A 21,637-nucleotide genomic window follows, 5' to 3' on the forward strand; every position below is an offset into this window, starting at 1 on the left:
ATCTCTCCTCAGACAAGATCCCAAATTAAGCCATAGATCAGCAGCATCAGGCCGACCAGCGCGGGGAGAAGTCGCCAGAGCTGGAGCGGGACCTGCGGAAAGAGCAGGTCGACGAAAAGAAGGATGTTATTTAAAGCCAACCCGACAAAACAAAGCGCGCTCCAGAGCAGAATCCCCGTTCGGTTCCGCTGGTAGCTCCGCAGCAGAATGAACGCGCAGGCGACGCTGGTGAGAGCGCAAAGAAAATAAACCGCTCCTTCAATCATCTTCCTCTTCCTTTCTTAACTTGAAGGCGTCGGAGAAATGACGCAACTTGTCGGCCGGTTTGGAGAAGATCAAGTCGATCACCCTGGCCCGCGACAACGCATAAGCTTCCGCCAGGCGGTCCACCGCGACGACCAATTTGTTTGTGCGAGGGTTGTATCGGTAGCGCGGGGGGGATCCTTCATTCAGAAAAAGAAGCTCCCGGGCGTGAAGATCGGCCAGCCGCTTTGAGATGGAAACGGTGCTGCTTCGGAACTCTTTGCTGACCTCGTCGGCCCGCCATTCCCGCTCGGAGTTGGCGCGAAGGAACAGAAGCACTTCCAGCAGCTCGACGGAGTCGATCCGTTCCGCGATAAACTGCTTCACCTCTTCTGGTATCAAATCCCCGGCCAACGTTCCCGCTCTTCATATTAAAATTGAATAGACCTTTATAAGGTATCAGAAGGCGGAGGGCGATTTCAAGAAAACATCGAAGCGGTCGGTCACAACCGATTCTTGGTCCGAGCGCGCCACCAAGACCAGCCGATGAACCCCGATCCGAACAAGAGGAATGAGGACGGCTCGGGAACGCTCGCAACGTATGGATCGAGTCGAATCTCTTCGAAGCTCCCCAATTGCGAGATCATCAAAATATCGAGTTCGGTGAGGCGCTGTCGCTGATCCGCCGCTTGGCTTCCCATCGCCAAACCAAAGGGAATTGCAATCGGATCGGGATGGCTGTCCACACCGAGATTGTTGAAGGCGAGGGGAACGGTCGTGCCGGGAAAAGGGCGCGGGGAGGTGATATCAATGTCGCCGTCGATGCTTTCCATGGTGAATGCGGCGTTGTTGTTGCTCATCCCCAAAGAATGTCCGATTTCATGCAGCGCCGACGAAAGCAGATCGATATGGGTAAAGCCGGAATCGGCCGCTCCGACGGCGTCCGAGAAGATGCGGCCCGAATTAAGGCTTCCCCCTCCCAACTCGATAGAAGATTCCTCGTAGCGGAGGTATTCCTCATTGAGATGAGGGGTGGGGTCGAGAAACCACTTGAAGTGCTCCGGATCGGAATCGTTATTGAAAAGAATCAACCCCTCCGTCTCGCGGTTCGGGAATCCCCCCTGCGCCAGCAATTCATGGGTCCCTCCGCCGACGGGGGCCCAGCCGAAGCGAAGGGTCACCACATGCGGATCGAGGATCGCCCTCTCCCACTGATCCGCCGCTTCATTGAAGATATCGATCAGATTCCCTTCCCCGACGGCGATCGGCTGAGGGTCCCCTCCGATAAATTCCCGGATGATCGTCAGCGCAAAAACATTATGAACGGAGGCCGCCGTCAGGCTCACGATCAAGGCGAAGTGAACCCACCGGAGGCGGAAGTGGTTGGCCCAATTTATCGGAGGGGTTGTAAGATTCGAGCGGCGGGTGTCGCGCTCATGAGATCGCTTGAAAATTTGTCGTGGCAACATCGTCTCCTCCTCTTTCGCTGATGATCTTTTGACCTGACTTAGGCCCCTTACTCGCGATACATATCGCGTGCCAAACAGAGCTTCGGAGAAAATCGACGTCCGATCGGACAAAGGCCCGCAAAAATCGCGGTCTTTTAGAACGGCCGCGCCCGTTGCACCGAGGGGCGCAGACCGACTGTATCGTCTTGTTAACAGGCTCGTATCATTCCGTTCCCGCCTGTCCCCTTGACTGGAAGGACCCCTCTTCCCGTATCATAGAATGAAGTATTTAAGCAGCCGCTTCTAAAAGCCGTCCGCATGCTGCTGCCATCGGAGGTCGATCATGCTCCAGCGGACCTTTACCTCCATCACTGCACTGATCCTCCTTGCCGCCTCCGGGGTCGCATGCCCCGCGATCCGCTCCATTCCTTCCGATGCCGGCGGGGGCGCCGCCGCCCAAACGGAATCGGCCCACGTGACCAAGCAGGTCTCCTTCAGCATTCTCGAAGATTACGACAAAGGTGAAGATTTAGACGAAGTCGCGGAAGATTTCGCTCTGATGCAGGCGTTGGAAATCACCACCTGGCGCGGGAGTTTCGGGTGGGACGACTATGAGCCGAGCCCCGGAAAATATGATTTCGCCTGGCTGCATGACTTTGCCGAACTCGCGGGGCGGGTCGGAATCGAGCTGCGCCCTTACATCGGCTACACCCCCGCCTGGGCGGCGAAGGGGGGAAGCGACGAGGCGGCCTGGAACGATCCCCCAGCCGACATCGAGGCCTGGTACAACTTCGTCTATACCCTCGTCACCTCCCTGCGGCGGTACCCCCATCTCCTCTCTTTCGAGATCTACAATGAGCAGAACGTTCCCCTCTGGTGGGACGGGACCGTCGCGGAATATAATCAGGTTCTCCTGCGGGGGGCCGCCGCGATCCGAGCGGCCGACCCGGGAACGGAGGTCCTTCTCGGCGGGTTGGTTTTTCCCGACGTGGAGTTTATCGAGGAGATCTGCGCGACCTTCGAGAATGCGGGGAGCTTCGATATCGTTCCGTTCCACGCCTACCCGGAGACCTGGACGCCGGAAGCAGTGGCCGTGGAAAACTATCTCGACCCGCAATACCGCGCGTTCGCCGAGACCGTCGAAACCGACTGCCAGGGGGAGCCGATCTGGATCAACGAGGCCGGATTCGCCACGGCCGGAGGGAAAACCGAGCGCGACCAGGCCAACTGGTGGGCCCGCGCGATCGCAACCTTCCTGGCCGTGCCGGAGATCGAGCATATCGGCATCTATGAACTTAAAGATCTGGAACCGGACCGCCCGGTCATCGGGGAAGGAGAGAATTACTCTCTCGGCTTGACCTATCCCGACCGCAAAAAAAAGCTGGCCTTCTACACGGTAGACCTGCTGACCGATCTCCTCGACGTGAGGCCCCTCACCCTGGCGGATGCCGACCTGACGGTCACCGTGACGGAAGGAAAGCCCGGGGCGCTTTATCATCATCTCTTTATCCGTCCGGGTGGAGAGCAGATCGTTTTCGTCTGGGATAAAAGCGGCCGGCCGACGGTCAACTTGCAGGTCAGGCAACGCGGCGCCGCGGCGACCGAATATGGACTCGACGGCGCCTCCTCCACCTACCCGGAGTTTGACGGCCGGACCCTCCGCAATGTTCAGCTCACTCCCGGCGAGGTTCGGATTTTCGAGATTGGACCCCGGTAACTAAATACGCAGGATCGACAAACAACCCGCCTCCCACGGCATTTTCTCCCCTCATGCAATTCGATTGACTTGGAAAAAGAATTGGCTTATACACGTCAATCATCCCAGCGGATCACGCATGGCGAAGATATGAAAATCTCGGTGGCGCATCTGGCCGAGCGGCTGATCGAGACCGGGGTCCCGACAAAGAGGACCTTGTCCGCTTCATCCAACTTTCAGACGATCCGACTTCCTGGATGATGTATTACGCAACCTTTTCGGTCTGGGGCCGGAAACCGAAATGACGATCCGAATTAAAAAGGCCTCGCCGGAAGAGGCCGAACAGATCGCGCTGATGGTGAAGCGGTTGACCGACGAGATCATTGACGCGATTGGCGAGAAGCCATTCAATATCGACCTGGCGGAGACGAGCGCCCGTTGCCGGCGATTCCTGGAACAGGAACTTTACGCGGTGTACAGGGCGATCGACTCCGAATCGGATGAGCCGCTCGGCTTCATCGCCCTTTGCGAAAGCCACGCCCTTTACGCGGAGGGGGCCTTCGGGATCATTCAGGAGCTCTATGTCGATCCGGCCCACCGCGCAAGGGGAATTGGAAGAAGGCTGGTTGAGGCGGCCATGAACCACGGCCGGAAGCGAGGATGGAAACGGCTTGAAGTCTGCACTCCGCCGCTTCCCCAGTTCGCCGGAACGGTTCAATTCTATGAGCGTCAGCGCTTTGATGTGACGGGGGGCCGGAAGATGAAGGTTTTGTTTTAAGGACCTCTGGAAGGGGGAATCGTCTGCACGAGCAGCAGGGCCACTCGCTATCGAGGCGAGTGGCCCTGGTTGAGCCAACGGGAATTGTTCGTTTAGCCTCGGGCCGGCGCCTCGCGCATTCCTCGGCGATGGACACCATAGGAGCGGCTGTAGCCGAGATAGAGAAAGGCCACTGCCAAGAACAGGTGGAGCCAGTCGTCGGCGTCGTTCGCCCGGAGGAATCCGAAATAGAGCTGGTCGGTGATAAAGAACCCGGCAATGGCGAGGAATCCATAAACTACGCCGAATACTTTGGCAAACTGCTTCGCCGGGGATTCTCCGCTCGATGCGAAGATCACCGCGAGAATGCCGGAAATGAGGTGAACCCAGTTGTGAATGGGGCCGACCATAAACAGCCCCAGAATGGGATTCTGGAAGAATCCCCAAATCCCGAGAATAATAAAAATGATGCCGAGCGTCATCACGCCCTTCGATGCCTTTTCCATATCCATTCCCTCCCATTTCTGATACGAACCTTCCTCTTTTCAGAGGCCGGCCATATTTTCCCCTCAGTTTTATTCTATGGCGAAAGCAGAACGGCATACAACCCCCCGGATCGGAGATACCTCTACTCTTACCTGCCAAGAAATCTCAGCACAGGCGCAACCGACGGATTACGGCGGGTTCCTTTGTGAAAGCAGATTTGACCCCCTGCTTAATTCGGATTATCATGAAACGAAGCCTGTTTAAAGGAACACCGAACGCGCTATTTTGAAGACATCGCCCAAACCCCATCGGTCAAGCTCAACAAGGTTGTGCAGGAATCCGGCTGTGCGTCTTGTGCAAGGTGAGTGTTTCAATCCCGGTGGGGCGACCGTCAAAGACGGTTATGGAATCATTCTCCCAAACCTCCGGGATCAAGAAAATCGGTGATCTGAAGGGAGATTTGGAAAGGATCATTTAAAAAGATTTAAGACTCTGGATCTGTCATTCTGAGCAAAGCGAAGGATCTGGTTGTTGCGCCGACTTTTTTAGATTCTTCGGCTTCGCCTCAGAATGAAATTCGAAAGAGAGTATAAAGTGAGGAGTTCAATTCTATGAAAAAGAAAGTCACCAAATCCGAAGAAGAATGGAAAAAGGAGCTCACCCCCGAGCAATACGAGGTCACCCGGAAGAAGGGAACCGAGCAGGCCTTTACCGGCGAGTATTACAACAGCAAAGAGCCGGGGATCTACCGCTGCGTTGCCTGCGGGAATGAACTTTTCAGCTCCAAAACAAAATATGAGTCGGGGAGCGGCTGGCCGAGCTTTTGGGAGCCGATCTCCGCGGAGGGAATCAGAACCGAGGAGGACTTCAGCCACGGGATGCGCCGGGTCGAGGTGTTGTGCGCGTCTTGCGAATCTCACCTCGGCCATCTCTTTCCGGACGGTCCACGGCCGACCGGAATGCGCTTCTGCATCAACTCCGCCGCCCTGAAGCTGGAAAGAGAGAGACAAGAAGAGGAAAAAAAGCGATGACGGACGATCGATGACCGACGTGTTGTTCATTCGACCCGCCGTCGAGGAAGATACGGAGCGCCTCGTGGCGTTCAACCGGGCGATGGCGAAGGAGACCGAGGGGCTCGACCTTCCGATGGAAACCGTCTCGGCCGGCGTCGCCGCGCTTCTCAAGCAGCCGCAATACGGCTTCTATCTGGTCGCCGAGATCAACGGGGAGGTCGTCGGAGGGCTGATGGTCACCTATGAGTGGAGCGACTGGAGAGACGGCCTCTTCTGGTGGCTTCAGAGCGTCTATGTCCTCCCATCGCAACGGGGGAAAGGGATCTACAAACGGCTCTACGCAGCGGTAAAGCGCCGGGCGATAGAACGAGGGGATGTCTGCGGCTTCCGGCTTTATGTCGAGCGGGAGAATCGGCGGGCACAAGAGACCTATCGGGCACTCGGGATGGCGGAGACCCACTATAAGATCTATGAGGAATTGTTGAACAGAGGCAAAAACGTTTGAACCGGCCGCCGGAGAGACCGCCGCATCAGGGAGGAATATGACGACGCTGCAAGGCAAGACTCTCTTCATCACCGGCGCGAGCCGGGGGATCGGAAAAGCGATCGGCCTGCGGGCCGCCCGGGACGGCGCCAACATCGTTCTGGTCGCCAAGACGGTCACCCCTCAGAAGAACCTCCCCGGCACGATCTACACCGCCGCCGAGGAGATCATCGCCGCCGGAGGCCAGGCGCTCGCCTGCCCGGCCGACATTCGATTTGAAGATCAGGTCCAGGCGGCGGTGAAGAAGGGGGTCGAGACATTCGGCGGAATCGATATCCTGATCAACAACGCCAGCGCCCTCGGCCTGACCGGCATCCTTCAAACGTCGATGAAGCGGTTTGATCTGATGCATCAGGTCAACGTTCGCGGGACTTTTCTCTGCGCTCAGGCCTGCTTTTCCTATTTGACGGAATCGGCCAATCCGCATATCCTCAACATCGCCCCCCCGCTGAACCTCGACGCGAAGTGGTTCGCGCCGCATCTGGCTTACACCCTCTCGAAATATGGAATGAGCCTCTGCACCCTCGGAATGGCGGAAGCGTTCAAGGAAAAGGAGATCGCCGTCAATTCCCTCTGGCCGCAAACCGCCATCGCGACCGCCGCGATGGTCAGCTTGGCGGGAGAGGTGGCGCTCCAGCGCTGCCGGAGACCGGAGATCATGGCCGATGCGGCTTATCTCATCCTGACGAAGTCGAGCCGGGAGTGCACCGGAAACTTCTTTCTCGATGAAGCGCTTCTCCGATCGGCCGGGATCACCGATTTCGACCGCTATGCCGTCTCGCCCGGAACCCCGCTGATTCCCGACCTCTTCGTTTAGGAGCGCCCTCTGAAAAAAAAGCGTGCGCGATCTCGAACCGGAAAAGAGATTCTTTCTGATCAACGACAGGAGCCGATCTGGACCGTCTACATCGTCGAATGCAGCGACGGGACCTTCTACACCGGCATCACCAACAAGCTGGCGCGGCGGCTCGATCAACACAACGCGGGGCGCGCCTCCCGTTACACGCGCTCCCGGCGCCCGGTCCGAGTGCTCTATCAAGAAGCTTGCGTCAGCCGTTCCGAAGCATCCATCAGGGAGGGGGCGCTCAAGGCGCTCTCTCGGAAAGAAAAAGAAAAACTGATTCTGGAGAGGAGGATCGATGTCACAATTAGTCCGATCGATTAGCGGGGTTGCTTTTATATCTTCTTGGCGCTTAATTTGTTTAGGGTGATCTGATGAATCTTTATGGAATTATCATTCTCGCCGCGCTTCTTCTCGACTACATCCTGAATCTCGCCGCCGATCTCCTCAACCTCAAGTCGATGCGGCGGGAGCTGCCGGAGGAATTTCAAGGGGTCTACGACCCGGAGGCCTACCGCAAATCGCAGGAGTATCTCCGCGTGAAGACGCGGTTCGGGATTCTCACCGCGACGGTCGGCTTGATCGCCCTTCTCGCCTTCTGGTTCTCCGGCGGATTCAATCTCATCGACTTATGGGTCCGGAGTTGGGGGTACGGTCCGATCGTAACGGGCCTCGCCTATATCGGCATTCTGGTTTTCCTGAGAAGCCTTCTGTCGCTTCCCTTCCAGATTTATGACACCTTCATCATCGAGCAGCGGTTCGGCTTTAACAAGATGACGCCGGCGACCTTCGTTGCCGATTTGATCAAGGGGACCGCGCTCGGCCTGCTGCTCGGGGGGCCGCTTCTCGCCGGCATTCTCTTTTTCTTCCACTTCGCCGGGGAGCTCGCCTGGCTTTATGCCTGGGCCGCCTTTACCCTCTTCGTCTTCTTCGTCCAATTTATCGCCCCCACCTGGATTATGCCGATCTTCAACAAGTTCACCCCGCTCGGAGAGGGGGAGCTGAAGGAGCGGATTCTCTCCTATGCCCGCTCGGTCGATTTTCCGGTGGAGCAGATCTACGTGATCGACGGCTCGCGCCGCTCCACCAAAGCGAACGCCTTCTTTTCCGGCTTCGGCCGGCACAAACGGATCGCCCTCTTCGATACGTTGATTGCGAAGCAGACGGTTCCGGAGCTGGTCGCTATCTTAGCGCATGAAATCGGGCATTATAAGAAAAAGCACATTCTCCTGGGAATGGCCCTCTCCATCGCCCACGCGGGGCTGATGTTCTTCCTCCTCTCCATTTTTCTCTACCGGCCCGGACTTTATGAGGCCTTCTACATGGATCAGCCGTCGATCTATGCGGGGCTGGTTTTCTTCAGCCTTCTCTTCACCCCGGTCGAGTCGATCCTGTCTATTTTTCTACAAGCTCTGTCGCGGAGGAACGAATACGAAGCCGACCGCTTCGCCGCAGAGACTTTTGAGCAGCCGGAGGCGATGATCGGCGCGTTGAAAAAACTGGCGGTCGATCATCTCTCCAACCTGACGCCGCACCCGCTCCATGTGATCCTCAACGATTCTCATCCTCCGATCCTGCAGCGTATCCAGGCAATCCGCCAGGCAGCGCAACCCCCTCGGCATCCGGGACGAACGGCGCAGGCTCAAACTTCCTGACCCTTCAAAAGGGCTTGATCTCTCCGGCCTCTTTCTTTATGCTAAGACAACTTTTTTGAGGAGAGCCATGTTAAAAGCGATTATTTTTGACTGCGATGGGGTGATCGTCGACAGCGAGCCGCACCATATGAAAGCGCTGCAGCAGGTGTTGCAGGAGGAGGGGATCACCCTCAGCAAAGAGGAATATTATTCGAAGTACCTTGCGATGGACGACAAAGGGTGCTTCGAGACGGCGCTCGCCGCCCATCAGCAACCGATCAACAACAAAATCCTCAAGGATTTGATCATTCGGAAGATGGCCGTCTATCGGACCCTCTCTCAGCAGGAGCTTTATCTCTATCCGGGGGTGGTGGAGTTTGTGAAGAAGGCGGCAGGGGTCTACCGGCTGGCGATCGCCTCCGGCGCTTTTCGGGGGGAGATCAAGTTTGCCCTCGATAAAGGGGGGATGCGGTCGGCTTTTCCGGTGATCGTGAGCGCGCAGGATGTGCGAAACGGGAAACCCCACCCGGAGGCCTTCCTCACGGCGCTCGCAAAGCTAAACGAGCTGCCGCCGGTGCCGAACCCACCGATCCGGCCGGACGAATGTGTGGTGATTGAAGACTCCCTCCATGGGGTGGAGGCGGCCCGCCTGGCGGGGATGAAATGTCTGGCGGTCACCAACTCCTATGCGCGGGAAAGTTTGGAGGGAAAAGCCGATCGGATTATCACAAGCCTGACGGAGATGGAGCCCAAGGAGCTTGAAGCGCTCTGCGCGGGTTGACTGTGGATCGATATAGGTGGTTGTGTAGGGGCACAGCATGCTGTGCCCCTACGAATCGGAACACAAAGAAAGAGATCTATTTTCGTTTTGGCCGGGGGGAGTGGTTCTGGTTTTCGGGACGGATCGGAATTACCTCCGCCTGATTCTCCTCTTCCACATCGAAGCTGAGACGGACCACCGGAAAGGGACGCATCTCCTTCCAATCGGGGGTGCGCAGCTTGTTCTCTTCCAGGGCCATTACAAAACAGGCCCGCTTGTTTTGGTAATCGACATCTTTGAGAACTTTCGGAGGGAGCCGCTGTTCCAGTTGAAGGAAGGAGACAAAAAGGCGGAGCGCTTCTTTTAAGGGGAGTTCGGCTTTCGCTTGCTGATAGAGATCGTCCATCTTGTAATCTCTTAAGAGATCTTTGATTGAGATTTCTCCCATCCGATAGTGGAAATCGTCTTTTTTGATCTCCAGCTCGAAGTGGTTGAGCGAATCGTGAAGCTCCGGATCGTCCGCCCATTTCTCTTTGATCTCTTCGAAAAAAGAATACATATCAATGACGGCACTCATCGGGAATTCGACCTTGACGTCTCCCTGAACGGCCCACTTTTTCTCCATGTCTCTCCCCTTCAAGGTGATTCAGTATTAACCAATCGGTCCGTGTCTATGTTTTTTCTATTGTACTTGAAGTTGAACCCCAAATACCAGCCCCCAAAAGACCTTCGCCCGGCGCCTTCGCCTCCCGCTTGCCAACGATGCCCTACTTATATTAAGATCGGCCCGTCTTTTACTTTCAAGGAGGTTTGAATGCAGCTGACTCTCTGGATCTTAAGTTTCATTGTCGTTGGTTTGGCCCTCATTCCCGAGGGAGCGGCCGAGGAGAAGAAGCTCCCTCCCGGCGTTTACGCGGTGATGGAGACATCGCAAGGCAACATCACCCTGGAGCTCTTTGAGAAAGAGGCCCCGAAAACGGTGGCGAACTTCATCGGGCTGGCCGAGGGAACCAAAGAGTGGACCGATCCGAAAACGAGACAAAAAGTGAAGCGGCCGCTCTACGACGGCGTGATCTTTCATCGCGTCATTCCCGGCTTTATGATCCAAGGGGGAGATCCGCTCGGGAACGGGAGCGGCGGACCCGGCTACCAATTTGAGGATGAGTTCTCGGCCGACTTGAAATTCGATCGCCCCGGCCGCCTGGCGATGGCGAACGCCGGCCGCAACACCAACGGGAGCCAGTTCTTTATTACGGAAGGACCGACCGATTGGTTGAACAACCGCCACACGATCTTCGGCCAGGTCATCGAAGGCCAGGAGGTGGTCAAGAAGATCGTCGCCCTCCCGCGCGACGAGCGCGACCGGCCGAAAAGTGAAGTGGTCATCAAAAAGGTGAAGATCATCAGATCAAAGTAACGGAGAAAAAAATGGATTAGGAGGACACGGGATAGATGAACCCGGGGTAAAAATCTTTTGAGCCTTGCCCCGCCCTCCCTAATCCGTGTCCTCCTAATCCGCTATCCCCTTCCTCTTTACCTCTTCTCGAATTTATATTCCTTCGGAACCACCACAACCCCTCCCTCGGAGATCGTAAATCCCCGGCAGCGATCTTGTTCGTGATCCCAACCGATCGTCTCTCCCGCCGGAACATAAACTCCTTTGTCGAGGATGCAATGCCGCAAGCGGGCCCTGGCGCCGACCTGAACCCCTTCGAACAGAATCGCATCCTCGACGAGCGCCCCCGATTCGACCCAAACATTCGGCGAGAGGATCGAATGGAGAACCCTTGCGCCGATAATGACATCCCCTCCGGCCAACAGGGTGTTGACGACCGATCCCGCCTCGCCGGTGGCCGAAGGGGCCATCCGGGCCGCGGGATATTGGCCGTGGTAGGTCCGAATCCCCCAATCGCTCTGGTAGAGATCGATCGGAGGGACCGGTTCGATGAGATCCATGTTCGCCTGGTAGTACGCATCCAGGGTTCCGACGTCGCGCCAGTAGCCGTCGCGGGTGACCCGGCCCTCCTTGCCCCCGAAGTGATACGCCCCGACGGAATGGGTATTGATGACGCTTGGGAGGATATTCTTTCCGAAATCGTGACCGGAGGTGTCGTCCTCGTGGTCCTGGGCGAGGACCTTCAAGAGAAAAGGAAGATTGAAGACGTAAACCCCCATCGAGGCGAGGGCATGTTGAGGGTCATTCGGCATGGTCGGGGGATGGGGAGACTTTTCAATGAAACTCCGGACCCGGAGCTCCGGGTCGATGTCGATGACGCCGAAGGAGCGGGCATCGGCGATCGGCACCGGCATACAGGCGACCGTCACGTCGAATTTTCGGCGGGCATGCTCCTCCAGCATCCGGGCGTAATCCATCCGATAGATGTGATCTCCCGCGAGAATCAGGACATACTCCGCCCCGCTCCGCTCGAGGAGATAGCGATTTTGGTTGATCGCATCGGCAGTCCCGGCATACCATCCCTCTCCCACCCGCATCTGCGCCGGAACGGCGGTGATGAACTCGCCGATTTCCGGGATGAAGATCGACCAGCCGTCTCGAAGATGTTTGTGAAGCGAATGTGATTTGTATTGTGTGAGAATCAGGATGCGCCGGAGGCCCGAGTGAAGGCAGTTCGAGAGGGTAAAATCGATGATCCGGTAAATCCCGCCGAAGGGAACCGCCGGCTTGGCCCGATCGGCCGTCAGGGGATGAAGACGGGAGCCGACCCCGCCGGCCAGTACGATCGATAATGTCTTATCGACAACCTGCATGGTCACCTCCGAAGGATTATTCAGGGAGTGTATTCGAAAAAAAACCAAATTTCAACTGTAAATCATCCACTTCTCTTCCTTTATCAGTCATTGACACACGGGTAGGGTCTCCTGTATCTTCGATCAAAGAGGAAAACAAGTGCTCGAAGATACCTTTTCAGATATTATCGGCAAAGCCCGCTTCGGAAAGGGATGGTCTCCGGACGAGCTGGCGCAAAAGGCGCAAATGACGGGCGCTCGGATCGGCGCCTTGGAAGGGGGATCCGACCCGAGCGCCGACGAGATCGAGCGCCTCTCCGCAGCCCTTTCGCTGGATGCGCGTAAGCTGGCCGCCATCGCGCGCTCGGAATGGGAACCCCGGTCGCGCGAGCCGATTCCGATGGTCCGGTGGATCGACGGCAAAATCGGAACCTATCCGGTAAACGGCTATCTCTTTATCGATCCCGCCACGGGGGAGGGGGCCCTCTTCGATACCGGCTACAGTCCCGATCAGGTCTTGGCGGAGATCAAAAAGGAGAAGATCCGATTGGTTGCTCTTTGCATCACGCATACACACGCCGATCATGTCGGCGGGGCCGATCGGATCCACGCCGCGACGGGCGCTCCGATCTATCTCCATTCGGATGAATTCTCGGGCGGGGGCCGACCCCCTCAAGGGATCACTTTTCTGAAAGAGGGAGGGGAGATCCCGGTCGGGCGGTTTCGAATCCGCCACCGGCGGAGCCCCGGCCACACCCCCGGCGGAACCACCTTCTTCATTGAGCCGACAAACGGTCTGGAGAAACCGGTCGCCTTTGTCGGCGACGCCCTCTTCGCCGGATCGCTCGGCCGGGCGCAATCGACCTCGACCTACCCTGTTTTGCTTCGGTCGGTCCGGGAGGCGATCCTTTCTCTTCCGAAAGAGACCCGCCTCTTTCCCGGCCATGGGCCGGCCACCACGGTCGAGGAGGAGCAACAGCACAATCCCTTTTTTACCGCCTCGTTCTAGAGGTGTTTTCCGTATCGATGTCGCGGTCAGCCCCTTTCGGTGTAAAACCGCTTCCGTTTGAAAGGTGTTCTCTGTTACAATTATCTTGATTCTTTTAGTCTTTTTTTTTAAAATCCATCAGACGTCTCGAATGAAATCTCCATCTGGTATCACGCGTTATGCGGCAGTCAATAGGAGAATCCTGTTATGGATGCGAAAAGTATCGAGCGGGCTTATACCGTCTTCTCGGGGTTTTATGATCTGGTCTTTGGAAAACTCTTCCACCAATCCCGCGCGGATGCAATCCAGCTCTTAAATATCCGGGGAGGAGAGAACATTCTCGAAGTGGGGGTCGGCACCGGCCTCTCCCTTCCTTATTACCCGAGAAACTGCAAAGTGATCGGGATCGACTTCTGCGAGCCGATGCTGGAGAAGGGGCGGCAACGCGTCGGCCAGTATCAGCTCTCTCACATCCAGCTGATGAAGATGGATGCGATGAAGATGAACTTTCCCGACAACTCCTTCGACTCCGTCTTCGCCGCCTACGTGATCTCGGCCGTGCCCGATCCCCATCAGGTCATCGCGGAGATGATCCGCGTCTGCAAGGTGGGGGGAAAGATCGTCCTCCTCAATCACTTCAAAAATATGAACCCCTTCATCTCAGGCTGTGAAAAGGCCATCTCCCCCTTTACCAAGAAGATCGGCTTCCAGGCCGACCTCGATTTGAGCAGCCTCTTGAGCGGAAAGCCGCTGGTCGTGGAAAAAAAGAGAAGCGTTAAACCGCTCAACTACTGGAAGGTGGTTCAGTGCACGAACCGAAAGGGGCTCAATGGAAACGGCAACGGACATGGAAACGGAAGCGGCAACGGGGCTTATCCGGCGGCTTATTCTACGCTGAAGAGATAACATTCTACGTGTGATTGTTTTAGACAATGGCAATGCCATCTGTTTTATCCCGATCTTCTTTACATCGATGTTATCTGAAGCGGCCGACGAAAGGCTTCATCAGCGATGGATCCCATACGACGATTGGCAAGAAGTGCTCTCGCACTGATTCTCCTTTTCACACAACTAACCGCTTGCATCACAACTTATCGTGATTTCCCGGAAACCGCGCTCGATCAAACCCTTCCTCCGAAACGGGACGGTGTTCTCTACTACACCATTCAGAAATTTCCAATCTTGGACGCGGGAGGATTTCATACCCTCAACAAGAGATTTAGAGAAAATGCGGTCTTCTCAGAAACCATAAAAGCGCAAGAACCTCCTGCAAAAGGAATGTATTGTCTTGTGGAGGTGGAATACAAGCCTCTATCTCTTCCTGCTTTGATCTTTGGATATCTTTCGGTCTCGACGCTCGGTCTCATTCCGGCCTATAGCGGAAATGATGGTTACTGGGTACGATATCAGGTTTTCTTCGATCAACAACGTATCAAAACATATGAGTATCAAGTGACGAGAAAGTTCGGGCTCTGGCTCTTTCTTCTTCCCTTCGCTTGGATCAACCTGGCGACCTATAGCGAGGAGGATGTTTTTACGGCGACCACTCATCAGTTCTTTTTGGACGCGCTGAAAGATAAAACTTTTGATCAAGAAGTATAGACCTTCGCGAAATCTCTTTGCTTCTCCGGCGGGAAGCAGGTTTGATGTCTCTCCATTTCCCTTGACACATTCATCCCGCAAATGATAACTTTTTAGGTGCACCGTGCAGCAGAAACGCGGACCAGGTTCTCTCGGTCCGGATCCAGTGAACACAGATCAGTCGTACCTTCCTCACCAACCCAAAAAGGAGAATCACTAATGAAAAGATTGCTCTATGCAGCGGTTGTGTTCGCTTTGATTCCTGTCTCTCAGAGTTTTGCCGACGGCGAGGGGCCCGGCTGCGGCGCCGGAACGATGATTTTTAAAGGACAGAAAGGGGTCGTCCCGCAGGTGCTGGCCGCAACAACCAATGGGACATTTGGCAACCAGACGTTCGGAATTTCAACAGGCACCTTGGGTTGCACCCAAGATGGCGTTGTAAAGAACGAAGAGAAAGTCAACGTCTTCGCCAGCGCGAATCTGGATAACCTTTCTCAAGAGATGGCCCAGGGTCAAGGGGAGCACCTCGCTTCATTGGCTTCTCTTCTCGGCATCCCTGCAGAGCATCAAACCGACTTCTTTACATTGACCCAGGCGAAATATACCGCGATCTTCCCCACGGAGAAGACGACTTCCGGGGAGATGCTGGTTGCGCTCAACCAAGAGATGTCGACCCATCCAAATCTTTCCACTTTTATTTCAAGTCACTAATCTCTCTTCGGCCCCCGGCTTCGGTCGGGGGCCGAGTAGGGCCGATGTTGTCTTTCGCCTCAGCGTTCTTCTTCGGTTTGAAACCAATTAAGTTATATTTTTTCGGCCGCCGATCTCCGCTTCTACAGAGCGTAACGACGTTCCTTTTGTTTTTTCTCCTCCTGATTTGTGCGAGGCCTGCTTTTGCTGGAGATGCTCAGGACTATCTGCAAGAGCTGATCGAAGCCTCACGTCAGAATGAGCTTTCTCAACAACGCTACTGGCATCTTCTTCTTCATTATCGTCCGGCCCTCCTCGGGGGTGTCGTCAGCGAGGCCGATCCGGCCGGCTTCTTCCTGGCGCCCGACGGGAAAACGAACCCCCAGGCCGAGCTGGAGGCCACCCTTGCCGCTTTTTTTAGTGAGGAGCTCGTCGCCACATCAAAACAGCCGGCCCAGTGCGCCTTCATCGCCCGGTATCATTGGCTTAAGACGGAGCTCGGCATCGATCCGACACGCCTCCCGGAACAGCAATGCGGCCGGTTCGATGCCTGGTATGCGGCGCTCAATCCTCAATCGATGACCTTGATTTTCCCTTCGGCCTACATGAACAACCCCTCATCTATGTTCGGCCACACCCTTCTTCGGATCGACCAGAAGGACCAGACGGAACAGACAGAGATTCTCGACTACACCGTCAACTACGCCGCCAACGTGACGACCGATAACGGTGTTCTCTTTGCGGTGCTTGGAATTACCGGCGGCTTCAAGGGGAATTTTTCGACGATTCCCTATTATCTCCAGGTTCGCAAATACAGCGATATGGAAAACCGAGACATTTGGGAATATCGGTTGAACCTCACCGAGGAGCAGATCCGGCGAATGCTGATGCATGCCTGGGAGCTCGGCAATACCGCCTTCACTTATTACTTCTTCAAGCAGAACTGCTCCTATCAACTGCTTCCCCTGCTGGAGGTCGCCGACCCCGATCTTCACCTGACAGATTCCTTCTGGTTCTGGACAATTCCAGCCGACACCGTTCGCCTGATCGCATCGGTGCCGGGGCTCGTCGGCGAGATCACCTACCGCCCTGCGCGCGGAACCCAGATCCGTCAAAAAAGAGACCATCTTTCATCCGAGGAGCGTCGGCTTTTGACGGAGATCGATCGAAATACCTCGGCAGCGATCGAATCCGAGCCGTTCAATACCCTCCCGATCGACCGGCAGGCGTTTCTTCTCGATATCGCTTACGACTACACCCGTTATCAGACGGCGAAGGAAGAGACCGGTCCCGAGGCGATCAAGAAAAAGCAGCGATTATTGCTCGCGCGCCGAAGCGGGCTGCGGGTGCAGAGTCCGGCGGTCCGATTCGAGCCGACGACGGTCCCCCCCGAGCAGGGGCATGAGACGGCGCGCGTCGGCCTGGGTCTCGGCTGGCGGGAGGGGGAGCCGTTTGAAGAAATTGCCATTCGGCCGGCCTACCAAGATCTGCTCGATGATGAGACTGGTTACACACCCGGCGCGCAGATCGAGCTGATGAACGCGCGGCTTCGCCATTACAATCACCAAGACAAGACCGTGCTCCACTCTCTCTCCTTCGCCAACATCATTTCCCTCTTTCCGCTCGATCCCCTCTTTAAGAAACCCTCTTGGAAGGTGAGCGTCGGCCTGGAAACGTTGACCGGTAGTCCTTGCCGCAACTGCCGCTATTTTGCTTTGAACGCCGGCACCGGGAGCGCCTTGGAAGCGCATCTGCTCCGGCGAGAGCTGATTTATTTCTTTATCGAAGTGGATGGGAATTATGGAGGATTCTTCGACCCGAATTATCGGGCCGGCATCGGCGGGACGATCGGAGTATTGGCCGACCTGGCGTCTCGGTGGAAGGCACATCTTTTTGCAACGTATCTATCCTATCCTCTCGGCGATCGCTCCCACGATCTGAAGATGTCGCTCCAGCAGCGGGTGACCCTGCAAAAAGACTTGGCACTACGCGTGGAGCTCAACCGCCGGCAGGAATTCGATCGACGCGACTTCCTGAATGAGGCGCTTGTCACGGTTCATTTTTATTTTTAGAAGGGAGAGTCCGCACCGGATTAGAAATGATATTTTATACCGGCATTTACGGTGGTCATTGCCCCTTTCACATCCTCAATTAATTCGAAGTCGAGGTAATCGAGTTCGTCATACTCCACAAACCGTTGCGTCACCCCGAACACGACGCTGAATTGCGGCCGAGGATATATCTCTATTCCGATCCCGACGTCGAACCCGTCCCCGGTCAATTCAAGGTCGTCTCGACGGCCGGAGCCGTCTCTGACCCCGTCAATGACGAGAGCATATGAGCCGAACCCCGCCCGAAAAAAGGCTTCCGCCGGCATGCCCGCAAAAGAAAAGGTCAATGGAAAGTAACGGAGATTTATCGCCAAAAACGCAATTCCCGCGTCTTCATCATCCACCATATGCCCAGAAGCCCCGAATTCAACCTCAAGGGCAAGAGGAATGGGAAAGCGATAACCCAGGTTGAGACGGAATCCGGAGCCGGGATCAACCTCGGCAAAGTCGCCGCTGAGGTCTTGCTCAGGGACGTTCACGATCAGATCCGCCCCGATATACAATCCGTCTTTTGCCTCAAAGGTTTCTGCGCGGGATACATTCACCGTCAGAAGAAACGCAACGATCATTGCGATTAGAAGCCTCGGCATTTTTTTCTCCTCTCCAGGTGTAGGGAATATCCCTTTCCAGGGTCGAAGAGCTATACCAAAGATTGAGGTGAGATGTCAATTAAAATTTCTTACGGGAACGCAGAGAGGATAACAAGGAAGGGTTATCGGCAGCGGCTTACGACGGCAGCGATTCGTTCGTCTCGGGGAGCTCGCCCGAGCCTTCGATCGCTTTGGAGGGAAGCGCAAGCTTCCGGCCGCTGCCGGCCCAGAAAATTAACACGGCGAGAAACCAGAAAATCGCCACGTTGAGGAGGACCATCCCGACCGCGTAGGTGAGGCCGGGGGTCGCGGCCCAAGGGGTGGCGTCGTGCATGATCTCGGTGATGTGCCAATCGAGACGGACCGACGACCGGATGTATCCCATCAGCGCCATCGTCATGGTGATGAAGACGGCCAGGGAAAAAAGCGCGATGGCTCCGCCGACCGGAAGTTTTCCCCATTGGATGGGGCCGAGCGACCGGGACCGCCGGAGCATCAGCCAATTCAGGAGATACCCCCCTCCCAGCGCGATCATCGCCGCCATAAACTGCGGAAAGGCAAACCGGACCCGGACGTTGGCCGGAACGTAAAAGCCGGAGACGCCGAGGTAGATCACGATCAACTCGGCCCCCCCGAAGAGGGCGATCAGGGCGGCGTTTCCCCATTTTCTCCAAGCAACGGTGATCTCTTTGTTGCATCTTTTGAAGATGATCATGCAAAGGCCGAAGGCGAGGATCATCGTATTGATGGCGGTGTTCTTCGCCGCCATCGTCCCGTAATAGCCGACGATCGGGTGCTGCGCCCCTCCCATCTGTTTTACCTCGCTCTGGCTCGCCGGAAGGGTGTGCGGGGTCGTCCAGATGATGAACGAGACGGTCAAGATGATCAGCAGATACTTGACCAGATAGTTATACCGCTCCGACCCGTTCATCCGGGAAGTTCCCTGCCAAAGGTAATAGGTCACCGTCATGAAAATCAGGCCGATCAGCATCGCCTGAATCACGAACGGCCAGCTCATCTGCCCTCCCATCAACGTGACCCCCATCCGCTGCCGGTAAATGAAAATCATCTTGGCGAACCAGTAGCCGGCAAAGGGAAGAAGAAAAAGGTTCACGATGGCGATCATGATGTTCACATGCCCCATCCAATCGAAGTGGGCGCGCCGCGCGGGGTCGCGCGTGGTGAGCATCTTGTAGGCGGCATACGCCGCGATCACCGCCCCGCTGAACATGATGCTCGCCAAGATCCGATGGACGTTCAGCGGATTCCAGAGAGCGGTGTGCATGATCCGCCAGACACTGCCGAGGTAGCGTCCTTCGGAATCAATTCCGGCCGGGGACATCATAAACGCCATCCAGGCGTTGGCCAGGCAGACGATCACCACGCCGTTGGTGACGGTGAGGGCCCCGATGCTCAGGTGAAGCCACTTCCGATCGCCGCGCCGCCAGCGCTCCCAGGTCAGCGTGTAGCCGTAAAGAAGAATACTCTCCAGAATAAAACAGAGGGCATAGAGATAGACGACCGGCCGAAAGAGTTGGGCCATATACTGGAAAAATGAATTGTAGAGAAAGAGAAAGGCACCCAGAAGGGCGACCCCGAAGAAGATCGTGATCGGATAAAAAGGCATTCCAATCTCCATGATCTCCCGGGCCAGGCTGTCCTGTTTCTCCGACTGCTCCCGATGGCCCCGGCGGCGGAGATGGCCGAAGAGCTCGATCATCCAGGCGATCATCGGGACGCCGAGGATAAAGCTCCCCATAAAGAAGTGCTGCTGAATGAAAAACCAGAGGAGCGATCGGCCGTCGATCCCGCCGGTCCGACCGTAGCTCTCCGGATAAGACATCTTGGGCGCAGGGGGACCGGAGACGGGCCCTCCCCCTTGGTAATAGATGTCTTTTGAAACTTCTCCCGAGATTGCTCCAGAAGGGACCGGCTCCTCTGCGAAAGCCGGCTGAAAGAGGCAGAGGGTGAGAAGAAAAAAAGAGATAAAAAAAGGGGGTGCGAGGAAATTCCTTTTCATGACAAGCCTTTGCTTTTACGAATGAACGGATCATACCGGCCCCGGGGGGCGGGTGTCAAGCTTTTATTCAGGAAGAAGGGCTCGCTTCTCGCTGACGGATGATCCAACTGGAGTAGTCCTTTCGGGAGGGTAGACATCCCCCCTTTCAAGGAGATATTTTTATTTGGGGAGTCTTGTAGGTCTACCGGAGCCGTTTATCGAGGAACTAAAATGTAAGGAGGTCCCATGAGGAGAAAGATCGAAGGAATCAAAGTGGAAAAGAGCGTAATTATTCGGAAACCCCCCGAAATCCTTTATCATTTTTGGAGAAATTTCGGGAACCTGCCGGAGATCATGAATCATCTTAAATCGGTGAAGGTTCTCGATCGGAATCGGTCTCATTGGGTTGCCAAGGCCCCGGCCGGAACGACGGTGGAATGGGATGCCGAAATCATTAAAGATTTGCAGAACGAGCTGATCTCCTGGAAATCGCTCGAAGGGGCCGACGTCGACAACACCGGATCGGTCCATTTCGATCGGGTGCCGGAGGGAACCCAGGTCCGGGTGATGCTTCAGTACAACCCGCCCGGCGGGAAGGTCGGCGCGGCCTTTGCGAAGCTCTTCGGGGAGGAGCCTTCTCAACAGGTCGAAGATGATCTCAACCGGTTCAAAGCGTTTATGGAAGGAACGGAAACCCCTCCGGCGGAGGAAGCCCTTGAGCCAAAGGTGGCGTAACCGACGGAAAATATCTTTAATTCTCACCCAAGGGGGCGCTCTTCGCCCCCTTTTTAATTCCTTGACTCCCTCCACCGAGACCGTTATTCTCCACCCAAACCGATAGGAGTAACCCTGCGCCGATGGACCGATCGATCCAGTTTACCCCGGCCGAACGAAGCCTCATCCAAGAGACCCATTTCTTCCAGACAAAAGCCATCATCTCGCGGAAGGTCAAGCAGATTTTGGAGCAGCTTCATGTCGCCCTCAAAGAAGAGTTGTTTACCGTTTCCCTCCTCGCGCCGGAGGGGGTCGATACGACCATCGGCCAGTTCGTAAAAGGGGAACACCTGCACGATTTTCCATATCAATATCTCGACTTGCCAAAGTACTTTTCTCAGGACGAGAAGTTCACCTTCCGCTCCCTTTTCTGGTGGGGTCACCATTTTGTCTTCGCCCTGATCCTGGAGGGACCCCATCTCGACCGGTACACGCGGAACCTTCTGAGCTCCTACGACCGGCTGGCCGATCAAGGGCTTTACATTCTCATGGCCCCGACCCTCTGGGAGTGGGAGAAGCGGCCCGAGCTGCTCCTGGAGATCCGCAAAGACAATCGGGAGGCGGTTGAAGCGGCGCTGGCGATCCGGCCCTTTTTGAAGATCCATCGATTCATCCCTTTCGAAAGCCCGATATTTGAAAAAGGGGGACTCGTCGCGGAGGGGATAAAGACGTTTCGACTGATGAGCGACATTGTGGCAAATGAAGGAATCACCCATCACCCGATGAGACGTTGA

General features: G+C 55.9%; 25 protein-coding genes. 17 read left to right on the top strand and 8 right to left on the bottom strand.

What is annotated here, in order from left to right; all coding sequences use genetic code 11:
* Window positions 1-8: 8 nt before the first annotated feature.
* The 3 genes from MNODULE_RS01720 to MNODULE_RS01730 all read right to left on the bottom strand — a co-directional run bounded on the left by MNODULE_RS01720 (window position 9) and on the right by MNODULE_RS01730 (window position 1,712).
* The gene (locus tag MNODULE_RS01720) at window positions 9-266 is read right to left on the bottom strand and encodes a DUF5985 family protein (protein WP_168057764.1); all 258 of its coding nucleotides are present in this window, start codon (window positions 264-266) and stop codon (window positions 9-11) included.
* A complete protein-coding gene (locus MNODULE_RS01725; protein WP_168057765.1) occupies window positions 259-657 on the bottom strand; it encodes a hypothetical protein in 399 nt (132 codons plus the stop codon). Before MNODULE_RS01725 ends, MNODULE_RS01720 begins: the two co-directional genes overlap by 8 nt.
* An 89-nt stretch (window positions 658-746) precedes the next feature.
* Window positions 747-1,712, bottom strand: coding sequence for a PEP-CTERM sorting domain-containing protein (locus tag MNODULE_RS01730; RefSeq protein ID WP_168057766.1), 966 nt, complete (start codon window positions 1,710-1,712; stop codon window positions 747-749).
* A gap of 322 nt (window positions 1,713-2,034) precedes the next feature.
* Between MNODULE_RS01730 and MNODULE_RS01735 the strand changes: the two genes are divergently transcribed.
* The 3 genes from MNODULE_RS01735 (at window position 2,035) to MNODULE_RS01745 (ending at window position 4,165) form a co-directional block, all read left to right on the top strand.
* Window positions 2,035-3,408: a beta-galactosidase gene (locus tag MNODULE_RS01735; RefSeq protein WP_168057767.1), complete on the top strand. Its 1,374-nt coding sequence runs from the start codon at window positions 2,035-2,037 to the stop codon at window positions 3,406-3,408.
* A gap of 81 nt (window positions 3,409-3,489) precedes the next feature.
* Window positions 3,490-3,648: a hypothetical protein gene (locus MNODULE_RS01740; RefSeq protein WP_168057768.1), complete on the top strand. Its 159-nt coding sequence runs from the start codon at window positions 3,490-3,492 to the stop codon at window positions 3,646-3,648.
* Between the two features lie 40 nt (window positions 3,649-3,688).
* Window positions 3,689-4,165, top strand: a complete 477-nt coding sequence (locus tag MNODULE_RS01745; RefSeq protein ID WP_168057769.1) for a GNAT family N-acetyltransferase — start codon at window positions 3,689-3,691, stop codon at window positions 4,163-4,165.
* Between the two features lie 92 nt (window positions 4,166-4,257).
* On the opposite strand, the gene MNODULE_RS01750 is transcribed toward MNODULE_RS01745, so the two are convergent.
* Window positions 4,258-4,650, bottom strand: a complete 393-nt coding sequence (locus MNODULE_RS01750; protein ID WP_168057770.1) for a DUF4383 domain-containing protein — start codon at window positions 4,648-4,650, stop codon at window positions 4,258-4,260.
* Window positions 4,651-5,241: 591 nt separating this feature from the next.
* Between MNODULE_RS01750 and msrB the strand changes: the two genes are divergently transcribed.
* The 6 genes from msrB to MNODULE_RS01780 all read left to right on the top strand — a co-directional run bounded on the left by msrB (window position 5,242) and on the right by MNODULE_RS01780 (window position 9,443).
* On the top strand, window positions 5,242-5,661 hold the full coding sequence (msrB, locus tag MNODULE_RS01755) for a peptide-methionine (R)-S-oxide reductase MsrB (protein ID WP_168057771.1): 420 nt from the start codon (window positions 5,242-5,244) through the stop codon (window positions 5,659-5,661).
* A gap of 10 nt (window positions 5,662-5,671) precedes the next feature.
* Window positions 5,672-6,148 carry a GNAT family N-acetyltransferase gene (locus MNODULE_RS01760; protein ID WP_168057772.1) on the top strand — a complete coding sequence of 159 codons (477 nt, stop codon included), beginning with the start codon at window positions 5,672-5,674 and terminating at the stop codon, window positions 6,146-6,148.
* A gap of 37 nt (window positions 6,149-6,185) precedes the next feature.
* A complete protein-coding gene (locus tag MNODULE_RS01765) occupies window positions 6,186-7,004 on the top strand; it encodes an SDR family oxidoreductase (protein ID WP_168057773.1) in 819 nt (272 codons plus the stop codon).
* 90 nt (window positions 7,005-7,094) lie between these two features.
* A complete protein-coding gene (locus MNODULE_RS25350; protein WP_422666743.1) occupies window positions 7,095-7,352 on the top strand; it encodes a GIY-YIG nuclease family protein in 258 nt (85 codons plus the stop codon).
* Window positions 7,353-7,402: 50 nt separating this feature from the next.
* Window positions 7,403-8,683, top strand: coding sequence for a M48 family metallopeptidase (locus MNODULE_RS01775; RefSeq protein WP_168057774.1), 1,281 nt, complete (start codon window positions 7,403-7,405; stop codon window positions 8,681-8,683).
* 67 nt (window positions 8,684-8,750) lie between these two features.
* On the top strand, window positions 8,751-9,443 hold the full coding sequence (locus MNODULE_RS01780; protein WP_168057775.1) for an HAD family hydrolase: 693 nt from the start codon (window positions 8,751-8,753) through the stop codon (window positions 9,441-9,443).
* A 76-nt stretch (window positions 9,444-9,519) separates the two neighbouring features.
* On the opposite strand, the gene MNODULE_RS01785 is transcribed toward MNODULE_RS01780, so the two are convergent.
* Window positions 9,520-10,047: a hypothetical protein gene (locus tag MNODULE_RS01785; protein WP_168057776.1), complete on the bottom strand. Its 528-nt coding sequence runs from the start codon at window positions 10,045-10,047 to the stop codon at window positions 9,520-9,522.
* Between the two features lie 189 nt (window positions 10,048-10,236).
* Here MNODULE_RS01785 and MNODULE_RS01790 point away from each other — a divergent pair, with 189 nt between their 5' ends.
* Window positions 10,237-10,839 (top strand): peptidylprolyl isomerase, encoded by a 603-nt coding sequence (locus MNODULE_RS01790; RefSeq protein WP_168057777.1) that lies wholly within the window; start codon window positions 10,237-10,239, stop codon window positions 10,837-10,839.
* A 116-nt stretch (window positions 10,840-10,955) separates the two neighbouring features.
* Here the strand turns inward: MNODULE_RS01790 and glgC are convergent, their stop codons facing one another.
* On the bottom strand, window positions 10,956-12,191 hold the full coding sequence (gene glgC, locus MNODULE_RS01795) for a glucose-1-phosphate adenylyltransferase (protein ID WP_168057778.1): 1,236 nt from the start codon (window positions 12,189-12,191) through the stop codon (window positions 10,956-10,958).
* Window positions 12,192-12,330: 139 nt separating this feature from the next.
* Between glgC and MNODULE_RS01800 the strand changes: the two genes are divergently transcribed.
* The 5 genes from MNODULE_RS01800 to MNODULE_RS01820 all read left to right on the top strand — a co-directional run bounded on the left by MNODULE_RS01800 (window position 12,331) and on the right by MNODULE_RS01820 (window position 17,501).
* A complete protein-coding gene (locus MNODULE_RS01800) occupies window positions 12,331-13,179 on the top strand; it encodes an MBL fold metallo-hydrolase (protein WP_168057779.1) in 849 nt (282 codons plus the stop codon).
* 186 nt (window positions 13,180-13,365) lie between these two features.
* Window positions 13,366-14,064: a class I SAM-dependent methyltransferase gene (locus MNODULE_RS01805; protein ID WP_168057780.1), complete on the top strand. Its 699-nt coding sequence runs from the start codon at window positions 13,366-13,368 to the stop codon at window positions 14,062-14,064.
* A 105-nt stretch (window positions 14,065-14,169) separates the two neighbouring features.
* A complete protein-coding gene (locus MNODULE_RS01810; protein ID WP_168057781.1) occupies window positions 14,170-14,760 on the top strand; it encodes an LIC12231 family lipoprotein in 591 nt (196 codons plus the stop codon).
* 198 nt (window positions 14,761-14,958) lie between these two features.
* Window positions 14,959-15,450, top strand: coding sequence for a DUF3015 domain-containing protein (locus tag MNODULE_RS01815; protein WP_168057782.1), 492 nt, complete (start codon window positions 14,959-14,961; stop codon window positions 15,448-15,450).
* Window positions 15,451-15,596: 146 nt separating this feature from the next.
* Window positions 15,597-17,501 (top strand): Lnb N-terminal periplasmic domain-containing protein, encoded by a 1,905-nt coding sequence (locus tag MNODULE_RS01820; protein WP_238339175.1) that lies wholly within the window; start codon window positions 15,597-15,599, stop codon window positions 17,499-17,501.
* A gap of 20 nt (window positions 17,502-17,521) precedes the next feature.
* Here MNODULE_RS01820 and MNODULE_RS01825 read toward each other — a convergent pair whose 3' ends face one another.
* A complete protein-coding gene (locus tag MNODULE_RS01825) occupies window positions 17,522-18,130 on the bottom strand; it encodes an outer membrane beta-barrel protein (RefSeq protein ID WP_168057784.1) in 609 nt (202 codons plus the stop codon).
* Between the two features lie 136 nt (window positions 18,131-18,266).
* A complete protein-coding gene (locus MNODULE_RS01830) occupies window positions 18,267-20,150 on the bottom strand; it encodes a cytochrome ubiquinol oxidase subunit I (protein ID WP_168057785.1) in 1,884 nt (627 codons plus the stop codon).
* Window positions 20,151-20,375: 225 nt separating this feature from the next.
* Between MNODULE_RS01830 and MNODULE_RS01835 the strand changes: the two genes are divergently transcribed.
* Entirely contained in the window at window positions 20,376-20,864 is a 489-nt protein-coding gene (locus tag MNODULE_RS01835) for an SRPBCC family protein (RefSeq protein WP_168057786.1), read from the top strand.
* A gap of 122 nt (window positions 20,865-20,986) precedes the next feature.
* Complete coding sequence (locus MNODULE_RS01840) at window positions 20,987-21,637, top strand: hypothetical protein (protein WP_168057787.1); 651 nt, start codon at window positions 20,987-20,989, stop codon at window positions 21,635-21,637.

This window comes from Candidatus Manganitrophus noduliformans (assembly GCF_012184425.1).
Taxonomy (GTDB): Bacteria; Nitrospirota; Nitrospiria; order SBBL01; family Manganitrophaceae; genus Manganitrophus; species Manganitrophus noduliformans.

Coding starts and splice junctions, on each gene's coding strand:
- MNODULE_RS01720 (WP_168057764.1), bottom strand. CDS start 266: ATGATTGAAGGAGCGGTTTATTTTCTTTGCGCTCTCACCAGCGTCGCC.
- MNODULE_RS01730 (WP_168057766.1), bottom strand. CDS start 1,712: ATGTTGCCACGACAAATTTTCAAGCGATCTCATGAGCGCGACACCCGC.
- MNODULE_RS01735 (WP_168057767.1), top strand. CDS start 2,035: ATGCTCCAGCGGACCTTTACCTCCATCACTGCACTGATCCTCCTTGCC.
- MNODULE_RS01745 (WP_168057769.1), top strand. CDS start 3,689: ATGACGATCCGAATTAAAAAGGCCTCGCCGGAAGAGGCCGAACAGATC.
- MNODULE_RS01750 (WP_168057770.1), bottom strand. CDS start 4,650: ATGGAAAAGGCATCGAAGGGCGTGATGACGCTCGGCATCATTTTTATT.
- msrB (WP_168057771.1), top strand. CDS start 5,242: ATGAAAAAGAAAGTCACCAAATCCGAAGAAGAATGGAAAAAGGAGCTC.
- MNODULE_RS01760 (WP_168057772.1), top strand. CDS start 5,672: ATGACCGACGTGTTGTTCATTCGACCCGCCGTCGAGGAAGATACGGAG.
- MNODULE_RS01765 (WP_168057773.1), top strand. CDS start 6,186: ATGACGACGCTGCAAGGCAAGACTCTCTTCATCACCGGCGCGAGCCGG.
- MNODULE_RS01775 (WP_168057774.1), top strand. CDS start 7,403: ATGAATCTTTATGGAATTATCATTCTCGCCGCGCTTCTTCTCGACTAC.
- MNODULE_RS01780 (WP_168057775.1), top strand. CDS start 8,751: ATGTTAAAAGCGATTATTTTTGACTGCGATGGGGTGATCGTCGACAGC.
- MNODULE_RS01785 (WP_168057776.1), bottom strand. CDS start 10,047: ATGGAGAAAAAGTGGGCCGTTCAGGGAGACGTCAAGGTCGAATTCCCG.
- MNODULE_RS01790 (WP_168057777.1), top strand. CDS start 10,237: ATGCAGCTGACTCTCTGGATCTTAAGTTTCATTGTCGTTGGTTTGGCC.
- glgC (WP_168057778.1), bottom strand. CDS start 12,191: ATGCAGGTTGTCGATAAGACATTATCGATCGTACTGGCCGGCGGGGTC.
- MNODULE_RS01805 (WP_168057780.1), top strand. CDS start 13,366: ATGGATGCGAAAAGTATCGAGCGGGCTTATACCGTCTTCTCGGGGTTT.
- MNODULE_RS01810 (WP_168057781.1), top strand. CDS start 14,170: ATGGATCCCATACGACGATTGGCAAGAAGTGCTCTCGCACTGATTCTC.
- MNODULE_RS01815 (WP_168057782.1), top strand. CDS start 14,959: ATGAAAAGATTGCTCTATGCAGCGGTTGTGTTCGCTTTGATTCCTGTC.
- MNODULE_RS01825 (WP_168057784.1), bottom strand. CDS start 18,130: ATGCCGAGGCTTCTAATCGCAATGATCGTTGCGTTTCTTCTGACGGTG.
- MNODULE_RS01830 (WP_168057785.1), bottom strand. CDS start 20,150: ATGAAAAGGAATTTCCTCGCACCCCCTTTTTTTATCTCTTTTTTTCTT.
- MNODULE_RS01835 (WP_168057786.1), top strand. CDS start 20,376: ATGAGGAGAAAGATCGAAGGAATCAAAGTGGAAAAGAGCGTAATTATT.
- MNODULE_RS01840 (WP_168057787.1), top strand. CDS start 20,987: ATGGACCGATCGATCCAGTTTACCCCGGCCGAACGAAGCCTCATCCAA.